This is a genomic window from Bacillus sp. 05T22 (assembly GCF_056396765.1).
The window spans coordinates 1-19258 of the sequence record NZ_JBFTMC010000121.1; the positions used below are offsets into that span (position 1 = coordinate 1).

Consider the following 19258-nt stretch of genomic DNA (forward strand, 5'->3'; position numbering starts at 1 on the left):
AAAGAAAGCTGCATAATTTTAAAAAACGATACCTATCTAGGTTTATTTGGTATGCTCATTTTTAAAGAGGTATGCTCATTTTTAAAGATGCCAAATATTTCAAGAGTTTTTTTGGTTATATAAACGAGAGTTCATCTTGTTTCCACTCTTAAGTTGATGGGCATGGGGTACCGCCAGCATTTCGGAAAAAAACCACGCTAAGCAAATTCCGACAAAAAAAGAGCCGGATTTTACTCCGCTAAGAGTAAACCGGCTCTTTTTTATTTAATGGGCGTAAATTACGTAAACTTGAATCATATGCTACATCAAAGTTATATTCACCTAGAAAGTTTATGTGCTCCCAACCTAATGGGGACACGTGGGGCATTAACTCTTCCCTGAATTCTCCCTTTTTTTTGAGCTCTTCTGTAGCTTCCTCTAAATAAGCCGTGTTCCAAACACTAATAGCATTGATTATGATATTGAGTGCACTTGCTCGTTGTAATTGATCTTGGAGAGCGCGTTCTCTAAATTCACCAAGTTTTCCAAAGAAGATAGCTCTGGCAAGTGCATTCACAGCTTCACCTTTATTTAATCCCCTTTGTATACGTCTTCTCAAAGTTTTACTTGAAATATAATCCAGGGTAAATATCGTTTTTTCTATTCTCCCCATTTCCCGAAGTGCTTTAGCAAGCTTATTCTGTCTTGCGTAAGAACCTAATTTTCCCATGATTAAAGCTCCAGAAACTTTACCTGTCCTTACAGAGTACGCTAAACGTAATACATAGTCGTAGTTTTCTTGAATTACCTTTATATCTATCTTGCCTCTAAGAAGTGCTTGTACATCAGGATATTCTTGAATGCCATTTATAGTAAACAATTTAGTATCAGCTAAATCACGAAGACGAGGGGCAAAACGAAACCCAAGTATATGAGTTAAACCAAATACTTGATCAGTATACCCAGCTGTATCTGTATAGTGTTCTTCAATGTTAAGATCTGTCTCATGATGTAGTAAACCATCAATAACATGAACAGCATCACGAACATTTGTATTAATTACTTTTGTATAAAAAGAAGAGAACTGATCACTAACAAAGCGATAAATTGTAGCGCCTTTTCCTGTACCATAATGAGGGTTTGAATCAGCATGCAAAGAAGATACGCCTACTTGCATGCGCATACCATCAGAAGATGATGTAGTTCCATCTCCCCAGTATGTTACTAACTTTCGTTGGTGATGAAAGTTGACTAAAACCGCTTGAGCACGATTCATAGCATCTTCATACATTCTCCATTGAGCAACATTGGCCATTTGTCTATAAGAAATACCTGGAGTAGCTTCCGCCATCTTAGTTAGACCTATGTTTGTTCCCATAGCCATAATGGTTGCCAACAGAATATTCTTTTCTTCCTCATTAGGAGCTTTATTGCTTGAGGCATGAATAAATTGTTCATGAAACCCAGTCCAACTCGCCACCTCTAGTAATAAATCTGTTAGTTTTATCCTAGGTAACATACTGTATAGACGGGAACTATAGACTTTTGCTTCTTCAGGTGTATCTTTATCGAGTCGGTGAACATAGAATTTACCTTTTGCTATATCAACTCCCTCTAGGTCGTTACTATTTCGAGATAACCAATCTAAACGTTGGTTTAGCGAGTCTATACGTTCCATTAAATATTCTTCAACTCTGATCGGGACCGCAAGAAAATCTTGCACACTAGTTACACTTTTCCAATTCTCTTGAGATACAAGATAATCATCAAATGCTTTATGTTGCCTACTTCCAGGAACAAATATGTCTCCTGATCGAATATAGTTTCTTAATTCTGTCAGTGCTGCAAGTTCATAGTAATGACGATTAATATTCCCCTCCTCATCATACACATGATTTTGCCAACGATTTGAAACAAAACTAAGATTCGCGTCTATTGGTACTTTTCTCTTACCAGTTTCATTTAACTCATGGATGGTTTCCAATGCTTGCAAAACAGGTTCAGCAGACTTCGTTGCTCCAAACTTAAATGTTTGTAATAGTGTAGGTGTGTATTTTCTTAAGTAAGAGTATCGAGTTTCCAATAAATCCAAATAATCATAGTTAACAGGCCTAGATAGCTGTTTAGCTTCTTCAACTGATTCTACAATTTTATTCCAGGGCATTACACCATCTAATGCTGTAAAAGCATCTATTCCTTCTTCTTTTGCTTTAATAAGTGCATCACATATACCTTGGCCCAGTACCAGCGTTGCTGTAACCAGGGGCAAAGTAGCAAATAATGATATATTATTTCTACTCTGTGCCATTCATTTGTATTGCTAATTATCTTTTTGTTGTATTTTACGATACAGCGTCATGCGAGAGATACCAGCTTTTTCTGCAGCATCAGTACGATTCATTCCTTGATCTATAAGATATAAAGCATAATTTACCTTTTCTTCATCAGTTTTGGGTCTTCCGGGATGCTTCCCACGTTTCTTGGCTGCTATGATTCCCTCTTTTGTTCGTTCAGAGGTCAAATCTCTTTCAAATTGAGCAATCCCTGCAAAAACAGTAAAGAGCATTTTTCCGTGTGCTGTTGTTGTATCAAGCCAAGCTTCTTTTAGACTTTTCAAGTTTACTCCTTTTTGAGAAATGAGTTCGGCAATTTCAATTAAATCTTTTGTAGAACGAGAAAGACGAGTCAAATCTGTTACTACTACTGTATCTCCTTGGCGTAGAAATTCTAACATACGATTCAACTCAGGACGATCTCGTTTAACTCCTGTTATTTTTTCAAAGAAAATACGTTCACAACCGGCTTCTTTTAATTGTTGTTCTTGGCGATCTAAATTTTGATCAATCGTAGACACTCGCATATATCCAAATTTCATGTAATTCTTCCTTTTTTTATTTTTATTGTATCAAAAATGTCTTTTAATATATATTGTTACAAATAATTTTGTTACACATTTTTGTTACGCCGGGATTGCTGGTTTACTTGACTTCATATTTTGATACAAACTGCTGTAACAAAAATGGTCGTTTTAGTTACAATCCTTAGCTTACAAAAATCAAGGTTTTCACTTCCGAAAAATGTCTTAACGTGGTTTTTATGTCATTTGGCTGACGGGACCCCAATAAAAAAATGAAACCCGTTAGGGTTTATTTGATATGCAGAATTTCCAATAATCTACACTGGTTTTTTAGAAAAAGAAAAAAGCCATTTTTGAAAATGACTTTTATTAACCTGAGCTTGATAGCGATGTGCTGTGTCCCAAAAAAAGTTTTATGCTAATCTATTTCTTCCCATCTTTCATGCTATAATACCCTAAATTAATCACAATTAAGAAATAACCACCCATAATTCCGGCAGCAAATGTCCATATGACACTATGGTGTTCAATCTCATACATAATAATCGCACCGAGTATCGCTGCTGCAAACCGATTAATCATACCAAGCGTCGGTGTTTTTGTTTTTTTTACAATGCTATCTCCAAACTTTTCAATACGCCTTCCTAAAATCCAAACACAATACATACTAACAAGCAAGCCAATGCTTGCACCTAAAAAATGGGGCGAAAAAGGCGTCATAATCCATCCTAATAACATCGTGCCTAGCAAATAATACATTTGTATTTTAAATGCCCTTAGTGCCATACGAATCATGCTGTACTCCTTTACCTTTCTCATTGAGACTTTATTACTTAGGCTCAAGGGTCTTCTTCTTTTCTTCCAGTATAATTTGATTTATTTTAATTAAGGTATCGGTCATTTGCTGCAAGGCTTCGATATCAATTTTAGAGAAGTATTTCTCAATAAGTAAATCATCTAGCTGAGACAATCGTTCTATATACTTGCTACCGTTAGGACCAAGTGTAAGGAAATACTCACGTTTATTGTTAGGATTTACGTGTTTCGAAATCATATTATGTTTCTCCAATTTAGATAAAACTTGGCTGACAGCACTTTTGGATATATTAAAAGTGGTCGCAATACTGTTAGCTGTAGTATTTTTATTTAAATTAATATAGATTATCATGTTCTCTTGCTGCGCTGTAAGACCAAACTCATTCTTTAACTCCTGAGATAGTAAAATGTTTAATTCATTGTAGGCTCGGTTCATGTCGGTAATTACTTCTTTATAAGAACTGGTCATATTATTCTTCCTCCAATCATTCTGTTATTTCATTGTACGCCGTTTTTTCGTTTCGACATATAGTTAAGTTTAATTAACTTAACTATATGATATCTTTATGTTAGTGTAAAGGAAAAAGTAAGCAAATTTGTTTTGATTACTTTTTTCGGAATTATAATAAAGGGGAAATTAGACGCATTAGGGATTCCAGTATTCGTTTTCGAATACTACGTTTTTGAAATGATTTCCATCGAATTTCAGACGAATGGTTAAAGTCCTCTTCAAAATCACGTTTAATATCAAGAACTGTCTTAGATTCATAAAGTACGCTAATGATTTCATAATTTAGTTCAAAGCTACGGACATCCATATTTGCTGTGCCAATTGTTGCAATTTCATCATCTACAAGTACAATTTTAGCGTGCACAAAACCATCTTTATAGCTGTAAATTGAAGCACCGGCTTTTAGAAGTGGTGTGAAGTATGATTGAGATGCTAGATCACTAATAATTCTATCTCTCTTACCTGGATATAGAATACGGACATCTATTCCAGCTATTGCACTTAAACGTAGTAATGTTAATGTTTCTTGGTCCGGAATGAAATAAGGTGTTGCGATCCAAATTGCTTTCTTAGCAGAACCTATAACAGCAAGTAAAGTATTACGAATGTTTGTATCATCTGAACTTGGTCCACTTGCTACAATTTGAATAGCACCTTCTGCATGAGAATTTTGTTTACCTGGAAAGTATTTTTTATTCATAAATTGATTCCAAGAATAAGTATTTAAACCATTAGTGGCATAAAGCCAATCTTCAAGGAATATTGCTTGTAATTTGTACAATGCTTTTCCTTCTATTCTTAAGTGGCTGTCACGCCAAATTGGGAATTTTTTAGAACGACTAAGATACTCATCGCCAACGTTGAGCCCACCTGTAAAACCAATCTCTCCATCTACAATGACAATTTTACGATGGTTACGATAATTTATTGTTTCAAGTGGCCATGATGAAAGAATAGGATCAAATGCCACAACCTCAATTCCTACATCTTTCATGGGTTGTAAGAAACGATTTCGTAATGAATTGCTTCCGATCCCATCATAAAGAAAGCGTACAATTACACCAGATTTTGCTTTCTTAATTAATGCATCGCGAATTTTTGTACCAATTTCATCTGCTCGATAAATAAAGTATTGAATATGTATATGATGTGTAGCATTTTCAATAGCTTGTATAATGTTTGTAAATGTTTGATCCCCATTTGTTAAGAGTTTTGTTGTGGTATTATTGGCAACAGGACCGCCACCGAATTTTTGTACAACCTGTGTTAAATAAGTAGAACGCTCACTTAATGAGGAAGTGAATGATAAATCTAGGCGTTTTCCTTCTAAAATCTCACGGAATAATTTTCTTTGCTCTTCTGAACGATGTAGATGCTTCTTTCTTCTCCAACGACTTCGGCCAAAAAGAGAGTACAAAATTACACCAACACCGGGAAGAAGTGCTAATACTAAAAACCATGCTAAAGTACTTTGTGGGGAACGGTTTTCGATAAAAATAATGAAGGCAATTCCTACTATTGTGATAGACCATAGTACGTCGACAAAGTTGTATAGTGAGATAATGGATATATTCAACAGAAAGAGAACGATAGAGACAAGTGTAAATACAAATAATAATTGAACTTTAGGGTTTTTCATCTTTATAAAATTCACCTATTCTTTCTTAAATATAGGATTCATATATGGAAGCTGTAACCTAACATTTCTATAAGGGAGAATCACAGGGTTGCTGCTCTAGTCCGTCATATCATTTACATAAATGGAATTTTGTGATATTCCATTTATGTAAATGATGCTGAATAAAGTCGAGCTCATGAAAGCCAAAGAGATACAAGGGAAATCCCTTGTATCTCTTTGGCTTTAGATCTACTCTCTCTACACTGACTCAGTAGATAAAGAACCTTTTTGTTTATCTTTCCCTTTGAATACAGCCAGTACCATAATTATAAGAGATACAAGTCCAAGAAACCCCATCGTCTGAACATATGAGCCTATCCCGTATCCTCCAAAGAAGAAGCTGTTACGAAATGCTTCTACACTGTACTTAAAAGGAGTCCAAGAATACAACCAGTGTTTTGTCACATCCGGAAGAAATTCGTGTGCCAGTGATAAGGTTGGCATAGAAAAGAAGAAGACTACCATTAATATTGGTACCCCGACACGGCCAATCCAGTTGAGTACTGCACTTTGCAAAAGGAAGAACATGAAACCAAAGAAAAGTAATAATAAGAAAATTTCTCCTTGGTTCGGTATGTTTACATCGAGTATGGTATGAGCAATGAAAAGGGTTAAACTTGCAATTACCGTCACGAAAACAGAACCTGCAAGAATCTGTGATAGGACTGATTTTCCTGTAACGCGTCCGTTTGTAAACTTTTGGACAGCTATAAATAAGACTAAGGAGCTGATAAGAGTAGTAATCCATAAGATTTGTGTCAGCATTATAGGAATATTTCCATTACCTGTACGTGCTTGAACTGGATGAATCAACTCCGTTTTAGCAATAAATGGGTTTGCCAATAACTTTGCCTGTTCAGTTGTTAGTGTCATATTTCTTTGTGAAAGCTGATCAAGCAAGGTATTACGGATATTTTCGTTTATCCCTCCAATGAACCTATCAATCATTTGGCTCGAAACCATTGCGGCATTATAGTTCATTCCTTGATTCACCAAGACTTGTACCTCGGCTTGTTGTCCCTTAGGTGTGGTCAGCGATACAAGTTGCTGGGATATTTCTGGTGGAAACACGATGGCAGCGTAGTACTTCTTATCCTTCATCCCTTGCAATACATCTTCTTGCGTTTGTAAGAACGTCCATTTAACTGGGCTTTGCTTATTTTGCAGAATTTGCTCTTTTATTTTATCTCCTAAATTTACACTTCCTTGTCCTGGTAAGTTCACACCTGTATCCTGTATTACCATAGCGATCGGCAAGTCTTTGGGTATAGGATTAACAGTTGAACCCATAAAAGCAAAACTAGCGATGATAACAGCAGCCATAATACCTAAAACGCCACCTAGAATCATCTTTTGTTTGAAAAATTGCTTTACTGTAAGCATTTTAAATTATTCCTCCTAGCATTCATCCAACAAAAAGATAGATAACGAACAACATGTAGCTTATAATAAAAACATGTTGTTTATAATGAAATTATATCGTTTTTACTACACATTGCAATTTACATTTAGGGGGAATTCGAGGGGATTTTACAATCCATATTTGAGTGTATATTAAAACATGCAGACTTTTATAAAAGCATGCTTGGACCTCATGGCATTCATGATTTTAACCTAAAAATGCAGCAGACTATTATGGATAATCTTGAACAAAATTTCATTGAGCTTAAAATTGAAGACCATGACTTAGATATTCCAAAGGATATGGTATTCCATTTCATCACTTCCTGTGTTGTTGGGATGGCAATTTGGTGGCTTCAAAATGACATGAAATATTCACCGAAATATACTGCAAAACAATTAGTGAAGCTTATGACTAAAGGACCCTTGTGTGCAGTGGGTTTTACTTTGTTTAATGAGGGCTAGAAGGAGCAACTGTACAGGGAAGTGCAATTGCCTTACTTGGTGATCCACAGCTATTAATTTTAGATGAACCGACAAACGGACTTGATCCAGAGGGGATTCATGAGATTCGTACGTTAATTAAGCAATTAGCAAAAGAAAGAGGAATTACCATCCTTATATCTAGTCACTTATTAAGTGAAATTGATCAAATGGCAACTTATGTTGGTATCATTGCAAAAGGAAAGCTTATTTTTCAAGACAAAATAGAAACATTGCGCCGCCATGCTCAGCATTCTATTACACTTAGGACAGACAAACCAGATGCAGCTTGGAAGCTCATTCTCGCTAAAGGGATTCCTTCTATGCAAGAGGAGAATCAAATTATTCTATCAAATGTATCAAATGAAACTGTTGGCGAAATTGTAAAAACACTTGTAACACATAACATTTCTGTATTCCGAATTGAAGAAAATAAAAAGTCACTCGAAGAAATATTCTTACAGCTTATAAAGGAGGAAGAGACACATGTACAAACGCCTCTTTCAATCTGAACTTTTAAAAATAAAAAGAAAGTGGATTTGGTTTTTAATCTTTTTAGGACCAATAGGTGTTATTTCTCTTCAAGCATGTAACTTTTTTCTTCGATATGATTGGTTGACAAAGAAATATGCGAAAGACTTATGGAGCGGCCTCATTTCTGAAGCTCAACCGCTTGCTCTCACAACTCTTATATTAGGAATTACGATTGTTACTTCTTTAATTGCACACATAGAGCATCATTCTAGTTCATGGGAGCATCTCTTATCCTTACCTATTAATAAGCGACATATTTTTCTAGTAAAATTCATACTGGTAGTTTTCCTGCTCGCTGTATCTTGTTCCTTATTATTGCTTGGCATAGTTGGATTGGATTTAGCATTACAATTCGATGCTTCAATTCCATGGATTTCTATATTTAAAATGAGCTTCTATCCTTATTGGTCGGCACTGCCGATTGTAGCGCTACAACTATGGATTGCTATCATATTTCAAAACCAAAGTATCGCATTTACAATCGGACTTTTAGGAACTATTTTCACAATATTTTCAGTAGCTCTTCCCAATTGGTTCATATGAAGATGGCCAAGCCTACGTATTGACTGGGGGTCTCCACTTCTATGTGTAGCAATAGGCCTAATCGTTGGTATATGTATGTTATGTATTGAAACAGCAGATTTTACTAGAAGGAATGTGCATAAATAATGCTTTGGCTTAAAACCATACAAGCTGAATTTTATAAAATGAAAAAAACCAAAATATGGACATTACTATTTTTAAGCCCGATTTTAGCAGGAGTAACAGCTTATGCAAATGCCTCAAACTATCCCGATTATAAACATTGGGAGTTAATTTATAATATCATGATAATGGTACATGGTATGTTGCTTCTTCCATTATTAACAGGCATTTTCACTGCATTTATTTGCCGATATGAACATTCAAATGGTGGTTGGAAACAACTTTTAGTACAACCTATATCACGATATCACGTCTATATTATAAAATTTCTCTTTATTCTCTTATTTATAGGTGCGATGCAAGTCTTCTTCATTATAAGTTATATTAACGTTGGACAACTTTTGCATGTCCCTGGGCCATTCCCTCTAGCTACTATAGTAAAAAGTGTAGTAGGCGGCTGGATTGCTACCCTCCCTTTAATCGCCTTACAATTATGGGTTTCAAGTATTTGGTCCAGCTTTGCAGCACCGATTGCTTTAAATGTTATAGCTTCCATACTCGCTATGATAATTGCGAATTCTGCAAGGTTCGGTCCCATCTATCCATGGTCCCAACCTTTTCTCGCTATGCTTCCTAAAGAAGGCTCTGGGCTGTTTTATATCTCTGTTCAAACACTAGTATTTGTCGTAATCGGGAGCTTTGTGATTTTATTTATAGGTGGCTTTGTTCATTTTATGAAAAAAGCATATTAATTTTTTACATACAAATAGCCCAAAACTGTTTCAAAGCAGGATTGGGCTATTCAGCCTAACTAAACATACAAATCATATCCATATATAATAGAAACAATAATCCCAACTACCACTATCCCAGGTAATAAATTTGCCACTTTTATCTTAATAAATCCAAGCAAATTGAGTCCGATTGCAAAAATCATAATACCACCAGTCGCAGTCATTTCTACGATAAACTGATTCATTAGCTTCTCTGGTACAACACTATTAATTTGCGTCGCGAAAATCGCAATACCTCCCTCATATAAAATGACTGGTATTGCTGAAAATAGTACGCCTATTCCGAGTGTTGTCGTTAAAATAATAGAAATAAATCCATCAATAATTGCTTTTGTAAATAGCACATCATGATTGCCTCGGATACCGCTATCTAAAGCTCCAAGTATCCCCATTGCTCCGATGGCAAAGATTAATGTAGCTGTCACAAATCCGAGAGATATACTCCCTTCTCCTTTTGAGCCAACCTTTTTTTCTAGCCAATCCCCTAAACTCTTTAACTTTTCTTCTAACTCCAACCATTCTCCAATCACTGCACCAATGACAAGACTTATAATTACAACGAGAAAGTTTTCACTTTTCAATCCCATTTGAAGACCAAGTACAGTAACAGCTAAACCAATTGTATGCATAACTGTCCCTTTCATACTTTCTGGAATATTGCTTAATAGTTTACCTAATATAGTACCAATTAGTATACAAATTCCGTTCACTACTGCTCCTAATATAACCATTATGCCTTCTCCATCCTCTTCAACCATTATTTTTTAATTTTTATATCTAACATACAACAAAATACACGGAATTTTAACAGAATTTTCAAAAGCACACAAGTAAAATCGACTTATGTATTGTATTTTTTCCTCGTTTCATGTTACCGTAATATTGCATACACTATAAGATGAGCTCTCAATACATGCCTATAATCTAACAGAAGCATCTTTTATCCTACATATCATGTCTAACATACATAAAGTGAAACTTTAATCAGCTCTCACCAATCAGACTTTTACGGGCAGTTCATCTCCCACCTGAACCTCTTTGCTTCCGCTGAATTTTAAGACGGGAGTGTTACTGTCCATAAATAGCGGGATAAACTATTAAGCACTTACTCATTTTTGTACATATTATATGAAACTCTCATCATTGAACTTTCTAAAAGGAAGTCATGATATAAAAAGAAAAAGGAAAGATAACTATGACACCTTTATTTAAACGATTTATTTTAATAGCAATTCTCATTACACCGATTGTTTTATTGATAAATAACTCCTTTACATCAAAAGCAAAAGATATAGCTGGGGTAGAAAATAAAACGGAAAAAGCAACGGACACAAAGAAGAAAGAGAATCCTGAAATTACAATTACTTTCTCTGGTGATACGATGTTCGATTGGAATTTACGACCAGCTATTCAAAAAAACGGTGCTGATTATCCGTTCCAGCATGTGAAAGATGAAATAACCAAAGCTGATATCTCCTTTATAAACTTGGAATCTGCATTTACAACACGGGAGAAAAAAGCCCCTGGTCAGTCATTCTGGATCAAAAGCGATCCTTCCACACTACAAGCTATTAAAAACACAGGCTATGACATTGTGAATATTGGCAATAACCATACGCTCGACTATGGACAAGATGGTTTAATGGATACGATATCTCATGTAGAAAAACTAAAACTCCCTTATATTGGAGCTGGAAAAAATGCAGATGATGCATACACCGCTAGAGAAATCACAGTAAAAGGGAAAAAAATTAAATTCCTTTCCTTTGTTCGTTTTATGCCTGACTTTACCTGGGTAGCTGGTAAAGACAAGCCAGGTGTTGCAAATGGATATGATATCAATCTAGTAACAAAAACGATTAAAGAACAAAAGAAAGACGCCGATTATCTGATTGTGTATATGCATTGGGGTGTTGAAAAATCTAATAGACCTGTAGACTACCAAAAACAATATGTACCGAAAATAGTCGAAGCTGGTGCTGATGCGATTGTTGGAAGTCACCCACATTGGTTACAAGGATTTGAATACTACAACAAAGTCCCTGTCGCTTATTCATTAGGAAACTTCCTGTTCCCTAACTATGTAAAAGGGAAAAGTGCTGAAACAGGTGTATTAACTCTTACATTTAAAGGAAAAGATGTACAAATGTCATTTAATCCTTATATCATTCGTAATGATCAAATTTCACCAGTCACTCCTGAGGAAAAGAAAAAAACATTACAATATTTACAAACCGTTTCAACTGATGTAGAAATTGATGAAACTGGAACAATTAAAAATAAACGTAGTTAGAAAGAAAGGAAGCTTTTTACTAAAAAGCTTCCTTTCTTTTTGTATATTAAATTAACCAATCAAACAAAACAGGATTTTTATTTAGCTCCATAAATTGAATATTATTTTTTTGAAAACGGCTAATTAATGGCTCATAATCTTCCTTATGTTTTAGCTCCACCCCAACAAGTGCAGGCCCATTTTCTTTATTGTGTTTTTTAATATACTCAAAACGAGTGATGTCATCTTCTGGTCCTAATCCTTTATCAAGAAATTCTCGCAATGCTCCTGAACGTTGCGGAAATTCAATTATAAAATAATGTTTTAACCCTTCGTAAATGAGAGAGCGTTCTTTCATTTCCTGCATTCTATCAATATCGTTATTTCCACCACTTAACGTACAAACAACGGTTTTCCCTTTAATTTCGTCCTTATAAAAATCGAGTGCCGCAATTGAAAGAGCACCAGCTGGCTCCGCAACGATTGCATTTTTCTTGTACAATTCTAAAATCGTTGTGCAAATTTTCCCTTCAGGAATCAATACAATATCATCCAATACGTCTTTACACGTTTCAAAGGTTAATTTCCCTACCTTTTTGACAGCTGCTCCATCAACGAAACTATCGATTTTTTCTAGGGCCACGTTTTCATTTTGTAAAAAAGCTTCTTTCATCGATGCTGCTCCCTTTGGTTCCACACCGATTACTTTTGTCGTAGGACTCACACCTTTTACATATGTACCAATACCTGATGCTAAACCACCGCCACCAATTGCTGTGAAGACATAATCCACATGTTTCTCCATATCGTGTAAGATTTCAACAGCGACTGTCCCTTGACCCGCAATTACATATGGATCATCAAACGGATGAACAAACATCATGCTATTTTCCTCACAATAGTGCTGCGCTTCTTGGAAAGAGCTATCAAATGTGTCCCCAACTAACACAATTTCCGCATAAGTACCACCAAAAAATTGTACTTGAGATACTTTTTGCTTAGGTGTTGTTGTTGGCATAAAAATTTTAGACTGAATCTTCAATAAATTACACGTATAAGCAACCCCTTGCGCATGATTACCAGCACTAGCACATACAACCCCATTTTGTAATTGTTCTTTCGATAAGCTTTGAATTAAATTGTAAGCACCTCGAATTTTAAACGAACGAATTACTTGTAAGTCTTCTCGTTTCACATATACATCACATTCATATTTCTCAGATAAAACTGAATCCCGCTGGAGCGGTGTTTTATTGACGATATCCTTCATATGATTATGAGCCACAAGGATATCTTCGATTTTCACTCTCTCCCTTACATTTTGCACCATCTCGTATCATTCCTTATCTCTTTTATATGGATTTAATCAAAATTTTGCATTTTTAGCACTGCACCTGTATTCGCTGATGTTACCATTTGTGCATAGCGCCCAAGCCATCCTGTTTTCACTTTTAACTCTGGTTTTTTCCATTCTTTCCTCCGTTTTTCTAATTCTTCATCACTTACTCTCACTTCAAGTAAACGTTCCTCTACATCAATACATACAATATCGCCTTGTTCGAGAAGTGCAATCTCTCCGCCAGCAGCAGCCTCTGGTGAAATATGTCCTACTGAAATGCCGCGTGATGCGCCTGAAAACCGACCATCTGTTAATAGTGCAACATCTGCGCCTAATCCCATACCAGCAATTGCTGAAGTTGGAGCTAACATTTCTGGCATACCAGGTCCACCTCTTGGGCCTTCATAACGAATAACAACAACATCTCCTTTTTTCACTTTACCTAGCATAATCCCTGCAAGCGCCTCGTCTTGAGACCCAAAAATAACACATGGTCCTTCAAAACGTTTCACTTCTGTTGCACCACTTTTAATAACAGCACCATCTTTTGCAAGGTTTCCTTTTAATATACGCAGACCACCTTCTTCACTATGAGGATTTTCAAGAGAGTGAATTACTTCTTTATCTTGAATCTCTGCATGAGCGATGTTTTCTCGTAATGTCTGGCCAGTAGCTGTAATACGGTCCAGATGGAGTACACCTTCTTTTCTACTTAATTCTTTTAAAATAGCGCTGATACCACCTGCACGATCAATATCTTCCATATGCCAATTAGAAGCTGGGCTCACTTTACATAAATGTGGAACGCGTCTTGAAACTGCATCAATTCGGCTCATATCATAATCAAGTCCCGCTTCCTGTGCGATTGCTAACGTATGTAATACCGTATTTGTTGATCCTCCCATCGCCATATCTAATGCAAATGCATCGTCAATCGCTTCTTCTGTTACGATATCTCGTGGTTTAATATCACATTCAATTAATACTTTTAATTTTTCAGCTGCTTGTTGAATTAGTTCTTCACGCCTTGGGTCTGTTGCTAAAATGCTACCATTCCCAGGAAGCGCAAGCCCTAATACTTCACATAAACAGTTCATTGAATTTGCAGTGAACATACCTGAACAAGAACCACAAGATGGACAACCGTGATCTTCAATATCCTTTAACTCTTCTTCTGAAATTCTCCCAGATTGATAGGCACCTACCCCTTCAAAAACGGAACTTAAGTCGACTACTTCTCCTTTTGATGTTTTCCCTGCAGCCATTGGACCACCAGAAACAAATACAGTCGGAATGTTAACACGTAATGCGGCCATCATCATACCTGGTGTGATTTTGTCACAGTTCGGAATACAAATCATCCCATCAAACCAGTGTGCATTTACTACCGTTTCCACTGAATCGGCGATAATTTCACGGCTTGGGAGCGAATAGCGCATACCGATATGCCCCATCGCAATCCCATCATCTACCCCAATTGTATTAAACTCAAACGGAACCATACCAGCTGCACGTACCGCTTCTTTTACAAGACGACCAAATTCATTTAAATGTTTATGACCTGGAATAATTTCAATAAAAGAATTACAAATTGCTACAAACGGCTTATCAAAGTCTTCATCTTTTAAACCAGTTGCTTTTAATAAACTACGATGTGGTGCTTTGTCAAATCCCTTTTTAATCATGTCACTTCTCATCTTTTCAAGTCCCTTCTGTTCATTTTCACTTATCTATCTCCTACTACTTTTTCACTAACTCTTTCCCCTTTGGTTGCTGGATCCAAGTCATCATCTCTCGTAATTCTGCTCCTACTTTTTCAAGTTGATGATTTTGCTCTGCCTTTTTCATCGCATTGTAAGTTGGACGTCCTGCTTGATTTTCTAAAATCCATTTCTTTGCAAATTCGCCTTGCTGAATCTCCGCAAGAACTCGTTTCATTTCTTTTTTCGTTTCATCTGTAACAATTCTAGATCCTGTTACATAGTCACCAAACTCTGCTGTATCTGAAATAGAATGGCGCATATTTGTTAGACCACCTTCGTACATTAAATCAACAATTAACTTTAGCTCATGTAAGCATTCGAAATATGCAATCTCCGGACGATATCCACCTTCTGTTAACGTTTCAAAGCCTGCTTTCACAAGTGCAGTTACCCCGCCGCATAATACAGCTTGTTCTCCAAATAAATCCGTCTCTGTTTCTTCTTGGAATGATGTTTCAATTACACCAGCACGTGTACAACCAACTCCTTTGGCATATGCAAGAGCTACATCAAAAGCGTTTCCAGTCGCATTTTGATAAACGGCAACTAAAGCTGGAACACCATTTCCTTCTTGAAATACGCGGCGAACAAGATGTCCTGGACTTTTTGGCGCAACCATCGCTACATCTACGTAACTTGGTGGCTGAATTTGTCCAAAGTGAATATTAAATCCATGCGAGAAAAGTAACATTTGTCCTTCGCGAAGATTCTTTTCTACTTCATTTCGATATACATGTGCCTGCTGTTCATCTGGCAATAATACTTGTACAACGTCTGCGGTTCGTACCGCTTCTGAAACTGACATTACTTCAAAACCATCCGCTTTCGCTACGTTAAAAGATTTTCCTGGACGAACCCCCACTACAACATGAACACCGGAATCACGTAAATTTTGCGCTTGCGCATGACCTTGTGACCCATAACCAACTACTGCCACCGTTTTCCCTGCTAATACCTCTAAATTTGCATCTTGTTCATAATATGTTTTCATTTTTTCATACACTCCTTATAATTTATTTACTTGCAATACATCAATTAACTTTTTCAACTGATTTACGAGCAGTGTCGCTTCATTTTCAGTACAAACCGCTGTAAGTTTCATTTTCGAAATTTCTCTCGTTTCTCCTTCATTTAAATCTAAAGAAGAAATATTATAACCACGCCGAGCAAAAACCCCACTTACTCTTAGTAAAACTCCAGGGTCGTTATTGACAACGAGTGAAAAAGTATGACTCATTCTTCCCACCTCTTCATAATCATTTCATGATTCCCTTTATTAGGAGGAACCATTGGAAATACGTTTTCGCCCTCTTCTACACAAAAATCAACAACAACTGGCCCTTGATAACAAAATGCTTCTAACATGGCTTGTTTCGCTTCAATCGGATTTGTAGCACGCAAACCCTTTACTACATATGCTTCTGCTACTTTCACAAAATCAGGTGATCCAATCTGTGATTCTGATAAACGATTTTCATAGAACATCTCTTGCCATTGTCTTACCATACCTAAAAACTTGTTATTAATAATAAAAACTTTCACTGGAATATTATTTTCAGCAATTGTTTGCAATTCTTGAATGTTCATTTGAAATGAAGCATCTCCCGCAATACAAACAACTAACTTATCCTCAAAGGCAAGCTGAGCACCGATTGCTGCTGGGAATCCAAACCCCATCGTTCCTAGTCCGCCAGATGTAAGAAATGTTCGCGGTTTTTGTGCCTTATAAAAATGCGCTGCCCACATTTGATGCTGCCCAACTTCTGTGGTCACAATTGCTTCACCATTTGTTAGTTCACTTAGTAAAGCAATTACATGTTGTGGTTTTAATTTCCCTCCCTGTTGTTCGTATGACAGTGGGTACTCTTCTTTCCATTCTTTTACTCTCTCTACCCATGTATCAGTTTGACACTCTATTCGCATATCTCCTAATATGTGCAACGCTCGCTTCACATCTCCAACAACTGGATATTCTACAGTCACATTTTTATGAAGTTCCGCTGGATCAATATCGATATGTACCTTTTTAGAATGAGGTGAAAATAGTTCTAACTTTCCTGTTACTCGGTCGTCAAAACGAACACCTAAGGCAAGAAGTAAATCACATTCCGTTACTGCCATATTTGCGGCATACGTACCATGCATGCCTAGCATTCCTAAAAACAGTGGATCTCCCGGTGGATAAGCGCCGAGTCCCATTAAAGTCGAAACGACTGGAATACGGTTCTCTCTTGCAAATGTTAGAAGCTCTTCGGTTGCATCTGCATGAATTACACCGCCGCCGATATATAGTAGCGGGCGCTCTGCTTTTGAAATGGCCTCCGCTACGCTCTCCAGCTGCATTTTGTCTGGGACGATTCGTGGCTTATAACCCGGAATTTGAACTTCCCCTTCAAAAAAGTTCGTTACAATAGCATTTTGAATATCCTTTGGAATATCAATTAATACTGGGCCTGGCCGTCCACTTTTAGCAATATAATATGCCTCCTGTAATATACGTGATAGCTGATTTACATCTCGTACTTGATAATTATGTTTTGTAACCGGCATTGTAATTCCCACAACATCCGCTTCTTGAAATCCATCTTTTCCAATGAGAGGTGTCGCCACTTGACCTGTAATTACCACTAAAGGAATCGAATCCATATACGCATCTGCTAAACCAGTAACTAAGTTTGTAGCTCCTGGGCCGGAGGTAGCAAATACTACCCCGACCTCTCCAGAAGCTCTCGCATACCCTTCTGCTCCATGAATAGCTGCTTGTTCATGTCGCGTTAACACATGTTTTAATCCACTGCCATACAGGGCGTCATAAACTGGTAAAATAGCTCCGCCTGGATAACCAAACACTGTTGTTACACCTAATTTTTGCAAGCATTGGATGACATGTCCGGCACCTGTTACTTTTTTTATTTTTCCGTAATCCACTTCATCACACACTGCATGTTGTTCCACCATTTCGCTAACTCCTTCCCCTATTCGTTAAGCTAAGCTTTCCGCTAGTCCCGGAACGCGCACTCCTCGCTCTCTCGTTAACTTTTTAAATTCTTCTGTTAACTGTTTCGTTACTTCCCCTGGCTTTCCATTTCCGATTTCTCTTGAATCTACTTTGACTACTGGAATTAACTCAGCTGCTGTACCAGTTAAAAAAACTTCATCTGCCACGTATACATCGTGGCGAGTAAATGGTCTTTCTTCACATGGAATACCTAACCTTTCACAAAGTTCAATAACACTATTCCTTGTAATCCCTTCAAGAGCTCCTAAATATGCAGGTGGTGTTACTACTTTTCCATCTTTCACAACGAACACGTTATCTCCCGATCCTTCACAAACATACCCTTGCTGATTTAACATAAGCGCTTCTAGCACACCCGCTTGTGCTGCTTCAATCTTTACGAGTACGTTATTTAAATAGTTCATCGATTTAATACGTGGATCAAGCGCATCTGGCATATTTCGACGAGACGCAACAGATACAACGCTAAGACCATTATCATAAAATTCTTGTGGGAACAACTTTAACTGTTCCGCAATAATGATGACGCTTGGTTTCGTACAGCTTCTTGGGTCAAGTCCTAAATCTCCTTTTCCTCTTGAAACAATCAATCTAATATATGCATCTGCATATTCATTTTTTTGCAGTGTTTGTAAAACCGCCTGTTCCATCTCTTCTACTGTCATCGGGATCGTTAGTAAAATTGATTTCGCAGATTCATATAAACGCTTTAAATGCTCTTTTAAACAAAATACATTTCCTCCGTAGCTACGAATCCCCTCAAATACGCCGTCTCCATATAAAAAACCGTGGTCATAAACAGATACAACCGCCTTTTCTTTTTCTACTAATTCCCCATTCATATAGATATACTGGTTTCCCATCCTACATCGCTCCTCTTTTTTTATCTATTTACATGCAATCCATCTTTATATCGATTGCTGAGAAGAATATATTTTATCTGAATCTTCTGTATATTAACTATAAAAATATCCTCGTCTCAACAATCGATTTTCTACAAACGTGTAGCAATCCATTGCTGAGACGAGGGAATCGTGGTACCACTCAGCTTCCTTATATTTCTCACAAAATATAAGCTTTGTAAGTCCTATCAGACTTTCATCCTTTTACCGGAGATGAAACCGCCGCCCTCTACTCAGTTTTCCTTTCGCAAGCGATGCTCCAAGG

Annotated in this window: 15 protein-coding genes and 3 pseudogenes; 5 read left to right on the forward strand and 13 right to left on the reverse strand. The window is 36.8% G+C overall.

Translation table 11 applies throughout. The annotated features are described in order from the left end of the window. Positions 1–238: 238 nt before the first annotated feature. From AC1DIT_RS23945 to AC1DIT_RS23970, 6 genes and pseudogenes are all read right to left on the reverse strand, one after another. Positions 239–2209, reverse strand: a pseudogene (locus AC1DIT_RS23945) (Tn3 family transposase); the annotation flags it as partial. 90 nt (positions 2210–2299) lie between these two features. Beyond that, entirely contained in the window at positions 2300–2854 is a 555-nt protein-coding gene (locus tag AC1DIT_RS23950) for a recombinase family protein (protein ID WP_016132722.1), read from the reverse strand. Between the two features lie 405 nt (positions 2855–3259). Continuing rightward, entirely contained in the window at positions 3260–3631 is a 372-nt protein-coding gene (locus tag AC1DIT_RS23955; RefSeq protein ID WP_016114392.1) for an ATP synthase subunit I, read from the reverse strand. 34 nt (positions 3632–3665) lie between these two features. Beyond that, on the reverse strand, positions 3666–4121 hold the full coding sequence (locus AC1DIT_RS23960) for a MarR family winged helix-turn-helix transcriptional regulator (protein WP_016114391.1): 456 nt from the start codon (positions 4119–4121) through the stop codon (positions 3666–3668). Positions 4122–4272: 151 nt separating this feature from the next. Then, positions 4273–5802, reverse strand: coding sequence for a cardiolipin synthase (locus AC1DIT_RS23965; RefSeq protein ID WP_016132721.1), 1530 nt, complete (start codon positions 5800–5802; stop codon positions 4273–4275). Between the two features lie 237 nt (positions 5803–6039). Beyond that, positions 6040–7224: a YhgE/Pip domain-containing protein gene (locus AC1DIT_RS23970; protein ID WP_016114389.1), complete on the reverse strand. Its 1185-nt coding sequence runs from the start codon at positions 7222–7224 to the stop codon at positions 6040–6042. Positions 7225–7356: 132 nt separating this feature from the next. Here AC1DIT_RS23970 and AC1DIT_RS23975 point away from each other — a divergent pair. The 4 genes and pseudogenes from AC1DIT_RS23975 to AC1DIT_RS23990 all read left to right on the forward strand — a co-directional run. Then, positions 7357–7707, forward strand: a pseudogene (locus AC1DIT_RS23975) (TetR-like C-terminal domain-containing protein); the annotation flags it as partial. 17 nt (positions 7708–7724) lie between these two features. Further along, positions 7725–8237: pseudogene (locus AC1DIT_RS23980) on the forward strand (AAA family ATPase); the annotation flags it as partial. Further along, entirely contained in the window at positions 8212–8802 is a 591-nt protein-coding gene (locus AC1DIT_RS23985; protein ID WP_016114386.1) for an ABC transporter permease, read from the forward strand. The pseudogene AC1DIT_RS23980 and the gene AC1DIT_RS23985, both read left to right, overlap by 26 nt. A 125-nt stretch (positions 8803–8927) precedes the next feature. Next, the gene (locus tag AC1DIT_RS23990; protein WP_016132720.1) at positions 8928–9656 is read left to right on the forward strand and encodes an ABC transporter permease; all 729 of its coding nucleotides are present in this window, start codon (positions 8928–8930) and stop codon (positions 9654–9656) included. 59 nt (positions 9657–9715) lie between these two features. On the opposite strand, the gene AC1DIT_RS23995 is transcribed toward AC1DIT_RS23990, so the two are convergent. Then, the gene (locus tag AC1DIT_RS23995) at positions 9716–10429 is read right to left on the reverse strand and encodes a DUF554 domain-containing protein (protein ID WP_016114384.1); all 714 of its coding nucleotides are present in this window, start codon (positions 10427–10429) and stop codon (positions 9716–9718) included. A 464-nt stretch (positions 10430–10893) separates the two neighbouring features. Here AC1DIT_RS23995 and AC1DIT_RS24000 point away from each other — a divergent pair, with 464 nt between their 5' ends. After that, the gene (locus AC1DIT_RS24000; protein WP_016114383.1) at positions 10894–11991 is read left to right on the forward strand and encodes a CapA family protein; all 1098 of its coding nucleotides are present in this window, start codon (positions 10894–10896) and stop codon (positions 11989–11991) included. A gap of 46 nt (positions 11992–12037) precedes the next feature. Here the strand turns inward: AC1DIT_RS24000 and ilvA are convergent, their stop codons facing one another. Genes ilvA through ilvE form a run of 6 tightly spaced genes read right to left on the reverse strand, consistent with a single transcriptional unit; the run spans position 12038 to position 18954 of the window. Further along, positions 12038–13300, reverse strand: a complete 1263-nt coding sequence (gene ilvA / locus AC1DIT_RS24005; RefSeq protein ID WP_016132719.1) for a threonine ammonia-lyase IlvA — start codon at positions 13298–13300, stop codon at positions 12038–12040. A 32-nt stretch (positions 13301–13332) separates the two neighbouring features. Then, complete coding sequence (gene ilvD, locus AC1DIT_RS24010; RefSeq protein WP_016114381.1) at positions 13333–15006, reverse strand: dihydroxy-acid dehydratase; 1674 nt, start codon at positions 15004–15006, stop codon at positions 13333–13335. A gap of 43 nt (positions 15007–15049) precedes the next feature. Further along, a complete protein-coding gene (locus AC1DIT_RS24015) occupies positions 15050–16063 on the reverse strand; it encodes a ketol-acid reductoisomerase (RefSeq protein WP_016114380.1) in 1014 nt (337 codons plus the stop codon). Between the two features lie 15 nt (positions 16064–16078). After that, positions 16079–16309 carry an ACT domain-containing protein gene (locus AC1DIT_RS24020; protein WP_016114379.1) on the reverse strand — a complete coding sequence of 77 codons (231 nt, stop codon included), beginning with the start codon at positions 16307–16309 and terminating at the stop codon, positions 16079–16081. Continuing rightward, positions 16306–18030, reverse strand: coding sequence for an acetolactate synthase large subunit (gene ilvB / locus AC1DIT_RS24025; protein WP_016132718.1), 1725 nt, complete (start codon positions 18028–18030; stop codon positions 16306–16308). The genes AC1DIT_RS24020 and ilvB overlap by 4 nt, the downstream gene beginning before the upstream one ends. A gap of 24 nt (positions 18031–18054) precedes the next feature. Continuing rightward, the gene (ilvE, locus tag AC1DIT_RS24030; protein WP_016114377.1) at positions 18055–18954 is read right to left on the reverse strand and encodes a branched-chain-amino-acid transaminase; all 900 of its coding nucleotides are present in this window, start codon (positions 18952–18954) and stop codon (positions 18055–18057) included. Between the last annotated feature and the right edge of the window lie 304 nt (positions 18955–19258).

What these genes read in the sequence shown, in the direction of transcription:
- AC1DIT_RS23950 (WP_016132722.1), bottom strand. Translation starts at nt 2,854, where the DNA reads ATGAAATTTGGATATATGCGAGTGTCTACGATTGATCAAAATTTAGAT.
- AC1DIT_RS23955 (WP_016114392.1), bottom strand. Translation starts at nt 3,631, where the DNA reads ATGATTCGTATGGCACTAAGGGCATTTAAAATACAAATGTATTATTTG.
- AC1DIT_RS23960 (WP_016114391.1), bottom strand. Translation starts at nt 4,121, where the DNA reads ATGACCAGTTCTTATAAAGAAGTAATTACCGACATGAACCGAGCCTAC.
- AC1DIT_RS23965 (WP_016132721.1), bottom strand. Translation starts at nt 5,802, where the DNA reads ATGAAAAACCCTAAAGTTCAATTATTATTTGTATTTACACTTGTCTCT.
- AC1DIT_RS23970 (WP_016114389.1), bottom strand. Translation starts at nt 7,224, where the DNA reads ATGCTTACAGTAAAGCAATTTTTCAAACAAAAGATGATTCTAGGTGGC.
- AC1DIT_RS23985 (WP_016114386.1), top strand. Translation starts at nt 8,212, where the DNA reads ATGTACAAACGCCTCTTTCAATCTGAACTTTTAAAAATAAAAAGAAAG.
- AC1DIT_RS23990 (WP_016132720.1), top strand. Translation starts at nt 8,928, where the DNA reads ATGCTTTGGCTTAAAACCATACAAGCTGAATTTTATAAAATGAAAAAA.
- AC1DIT_RS23995 (WP_016114384.1), bottom strand. Translation starts at nt 10,429, where the DNA reads ATGGTTATATTAGGAGCAGTAGTGAACGGAATTTGTATACTAATTGGT.
- AC1DIT_RS24000 (WP_016114383.1), top strand. Translation starts at nt 10,894, where the DNA reads ATGACACCTTTATTTAAACGATTTATTTTAATAGCAATTCTCATTACA.
- ilvA (WP_016132719.1), bottom strand. Translation starts at nt 13,300, where the DNA reads ATGGTGCAAAATGTAAGGGAGAGAGTGAAAATCGAAGATATCCTTGTG.
- ilvD (WP_016114381.1), bottom strand. Translation starts at nt 15,006, where the DNA reads ATGAGAAGTGACATGATTAAAAAGGGATTTGACAAAGCACCACATCGT.
- AC1DIT_RS24015 (WP_016114380.1), bottom strand. Translation starts at nt 16,063, where the DNA reads ATGAAAACATATTATGAACAAGATGCAAATTTAGAGGTATTAGCAGGG.
- AC1DIT_RS24020 (WP_016114379.1), bottom strand. Translation starts at nt 16,309, where the DNA reads ATGAGTCATACTTTTTCACTCGTTGTCAATAACGACCCTGGAGTTTTA.
- ilvB (WP_016132718.1), bottom strand. Translation starts at nt 18,030, where the DNA reads ATGGTGGAACAACATGCAGTGTGTGATGAAGTGGATTACGGAAAAATA.
- ilvE (WP_016114377.1), bottom strand. Translation starts at nt 18,954, where the DNA reads ATGGGAAACCAGTATATCTATATGAATGGGGAATTAGTAGAAAAAGAA.